We start from the raw sequence: 3,036 nt of genomic DNA, 5'->3' as shown, positions 1-3,036 counted from the left end.
GTTTCGATCCACGCTCCCGCACGGGGAGCGACCCCGGCACTTTTTTCTGTGAAAGCTCCATGGTTTGCCCGCCACTCGTCGCGAACCAGGGTGGAAGCCTAGGTCGGTCCGGCAGCGTCTTTCCGCTTATACAAACTCTTCTTCTGTTTTCAATGAGTTCAGCGCTCCGCGAGCCACCACGCCACGGCATGGTCGCTACCGGATCGCGCAAATTGTGTCATCTCAGAAGACCAATGGTCCTTCCAGATCCAGAACGGGCTTTGCACCCATATGTTCCACCCGGGCTCTGCCCGAAGCGCCGAGGCGGTAGAAACGCAGGCTGTCCTGCTCCAGATCAACCTCGGCCATCAGACGCGCGCGTAGCGCGGCCCACTGTGCCGGGTCAACTTCGCATTCGAACACGGAATTCTGCACCCGCTGACCATGGTCGAGACAGGCACGAGCCACACGTCTCAACCTGCGACGTCCCGCTGGCGTCACGGTGCTGACATCATAGGTGATGAGCATGAGCATGGCTTTGGCCTACTTCCAGAAGAAGCCGGGATAGCCATCCAAATCATCGCGCAGGTGGCGAGCCAGAAGCTGTGCCTGTAGGTAAGGGACCAACCCAAGCGGTACGGCCTCACCCAGAAAGCCATGCCGCAGCGTGGTGCGCTTGCGTTCCTGCCAAGCGATCAGCACCTGCTTGCGGGCGTCGTCGGTCAGGCGCACACCGCCGGCCTCCTCCACGACGAAATCCCCAGCCCGCAGCTGTCCGCGATTCACCAGGCTCAGCGCCAGGCGATCGGCCAGCACCGGCCGCAGCTCCTCCATCAGGTCCAGCGCCAGCCCGGCGCGACCAGGACGGTCACGATGGAGGAAGCCCACTTGTGGGTCCAGCCCATGCGCCTCCAGCGCGCCGCGGCAATCATGCCCCAGCATGGCATAGAGGAAGGAAAGCAGCGCGTTCATGCGATCCAGCGGAGGCCGGCGTGAACGACCGGTGAAACCCATGGCGGCGTCCGTAGCGCGAACCAGGTGCCCGAAGACGCCGAAATACAGCGCGGCCGCCTCACCTTCCAGGCCGCGCAACAGGTCGATGTCTGCCGCCAGCAGGATTCGGCGCGCCTGATCCAACAACCGGGCGGAACAGAGTTCCAGCGTTTCCCGCACCGGTGCCTCCATGACGGCGCCATGGTCACGCAATGCTCTCAGCAACACGACGCGCTGGTTCGCCACCTTTGCCGACACGATGCCGCGCACGATCGGCACAGCGCGCGTCGGATCATCCGCCAACCGGTACTGCGCGCGGCGAAGTAGGACGTTGCCGCTGCGTGCGCCCTCGATCCGCGCCAGGAAGCGCCCGTTCGGGTCGAGGCAGGACATGGTGATGCCGCCCTCCGCACAGGCCGCCATGAGGGCGGGCGAGAAGCCGGGACGTCCGAAGGTGACCAGCCCCTCCAGCATGTGGAGCGGCGCACGGCCGACCTCCTCACCCTCCACCTCGACCACGAGGTTGGCACCGTCCTTGCGCAGCCAGGCTGCATCGCGCGTGACGTAGATCGTGTTCAGCATGCGCCGCATCGGATCACTCCCCCGCCGCCAGTTGCCGCGCGAGCCAGGCGGCAACCTTCGGCGGCTTCTCCAGACGGGCGGGTTGGCACAGGTCGCTCATCGAGCAACGCTGGCAGCCCGATTGCAGCACCGGCGGTGGCGTCACCCCCGCCAGGATGTTCGCCCGCGCCGCCTCCGCCGTGGCAGCCGTCAGAGCCCGCAGCGCCTTGTCGAAACGCACCACGACCCGGCGCCGGGTCTGGCCGTAGAACAGGGCACCCTCGGGGATGGTCGTGCCGGACATCTCCTCCAGGCAGACGGCCTGGGCGCAGAGCTGCACCTCATCCGCCCGGTGCGCCTTTGGACGGCCGCGCTTGTATTCGACAGGATAAGGCTGTGGCGGGCGGCCACGAAACTCCACCGTATCTGCCTTGCCCACCACGCCCAGCGCCAGGGAGCGCAGGGCGATCCCACGGGCGACCCTCAGGCCTGGCCGCGTCTCGCCCTTTCCGGCATCCACCCGCTCGTGCAGCAGCCTGCCCTCGGCGGTCGCGCCATCCTCCGCCCAGAGCTGCTCCACATGGATAAGCGCGCATTGCCGCGGGCAGAAGATCTGGTGCTGCAACGCCGAGAGCGGGATCAGCCCGTCCTCGGCCTCCGGATGATGGGGAACCGGCATGGTACGACGCTCAACGCTCGATCACCTCCACCCCCTCCGGCAGCCCGTCGCGATCGACAGTGATGTCGTAATCAGCGAAGCTGCGGGCGGCAGGCCAGTTGTCGATCGTCTCCGCGCCCACGGGGTGGCGGCTCTCCCCCTTGCGCCGCCAGCAGCGCACCCGGTCGAAGAGGTCGCTGGCCCGCGCATTGCCCAGCGCCGTGGCGTGCCGGAACACCACCAGGCGTCGCGTGGCCATCTCGCCCCGGGCGGCGGAGCGGTCATGCTCGAACATCTGCATCAGCCCCTCGAACAGCAGGTCGAGATCGGCTTCGGAGAAGCCCGTGCCCTTGACCGGATGCGAGGCGAGTGGCGCGGAAACGAAGCCGTGCGCGCGGTAGAGACCGTAGGGGATAATGTGCTTGCGGCCCATGGTGCGGCCACCCTTCTCCTCCGCATCCTTCTCGGTGGTGGCGGCGAGACGGGTGATGGAAATCTCCAGCGGCAGCACCGGCTCGACCGAGGTGGCGAAGGTACTAATCCGGCCCTCAAAAAGGTATCATGTTGTCTATGCGGCGTAGCGGACGGAAGGGGCCTGGAAGAAGGCCCGGACCTTGGCGGGGCGGCGCTGCAGTCCGCGCATGTAGGCGGTCAGGCCGGCCTTCAGCGAAGCCTTGTCCCTGGGCACCGGGCGTCTTGCCATGGCTTGCTTGACGTCGTTGTTGAGGAACTCGTCTGGGTTGTGCTCCGGGGCGTAGGGCGGGAGGTAGAACAGTTCGATCCGCTCGGCATTGGCCTTCGCCCAGGCCGTGACCGGCTTGGCGCGGTGGACCCGCAGGTTGTCG

The 3,036-nt window shown here is 66.7% G+C and carries 5 protein-coding genes; all 5 read right to left on the bottom strand.

All coding sequences use genetic code 11. The features are described 5' to 3' along the window. Nucleotides 1–222 precede the first annotated feature (222 nt). A complete protein-coding gene (gene cas2, locus BT98_RS27035; RefSeq protein ID WP_081798721.1) occupies nt 223–513 on the bottom strand; it encodes a CRISPR-associated endonuclease Cas2 in 291 nt (96 codons plus the stop codon). A 9-nt stretch (nt 514–522) separates the two neighbouring features. Continuing rightward, complete coding sequence (gene cas1c / locus BT98_RS0122460) at nt 523–1,554, bottom strand: type I-C CRISPR-associated endonuclease Cas1c (protein WP_410527991.1); 1,032 nt, start codon at nt 1,552–1,554, stop codon at nt 523–525. Nucleotides 1,555–1,567: 13 nt separating this feature from the next. Further along, complete coding sequence (gene cas4 / locus BT98_RS0122455; protein ID WP_019463381.1) at nt 1,568–2,212, bottom strand: CRISPR-associated protein Cas4; 645 nt, start codon at nt 2,210–2,212, stop codon at nt 1,568–1,570. Nucleotides 2,213–2,222: 10 nt separating this feature from the next. Further along, on the bottom strand, nt 2,223–2,732 hold the full coding sequence (locus BT98_RS25750; RefSeq protein WP_081798720.1) for a type I CRISPR-associated protein Cas7: 510 nt from the start codon (nt 2,730–2,732) through the stop codon (nt 2,223–2,225). A gap of 27 nt (nt 2,733–2,759) precedes the next feature. Next, on the bottom strand, nt 2,760–3,036 hold a 277-nt coding region (locus BT98_RS0122445), incomplete at its 5' end, for a transposase (RefSeq protein ID WP_027297513.1).

The organism is Roseomonas mucosa ATCC BAA-692, from assembly GCF_000622225.1.
GTDB classification, from domain to species: domain Bacteria; phylum Pseudomonadota; class Alphaproteobacteria; order Acetobacterales; family Acetobacteraceae; genus Roseomonas; species Roseomonas mucosa.
This window is presented reverse-complemented; position numbering and strand designations above follow the sequence as displayed.

Coding starts and splice junctions, on each gene's coding strand:
- cas2 (WP_081798721.1), bottom strand. CDS start 513: ATGCTCATGCTCATCACCTATGATGTCAGCACCGTGACGCCAGCGGGA.
- cas1c (WP_410527991.1), bottom strand. CDS start 1,554: ATGCTGAACACGATCTACGTCACGCGCGATGCAGCCTGGCTGCGCAAG.
- cas4 (WP_019463381.1), bottom strand. CDS start 2,212: ATGCCGGTTCCCCATCATCCGGAGGCCGAGGACGGGCTGATCCCGCTC.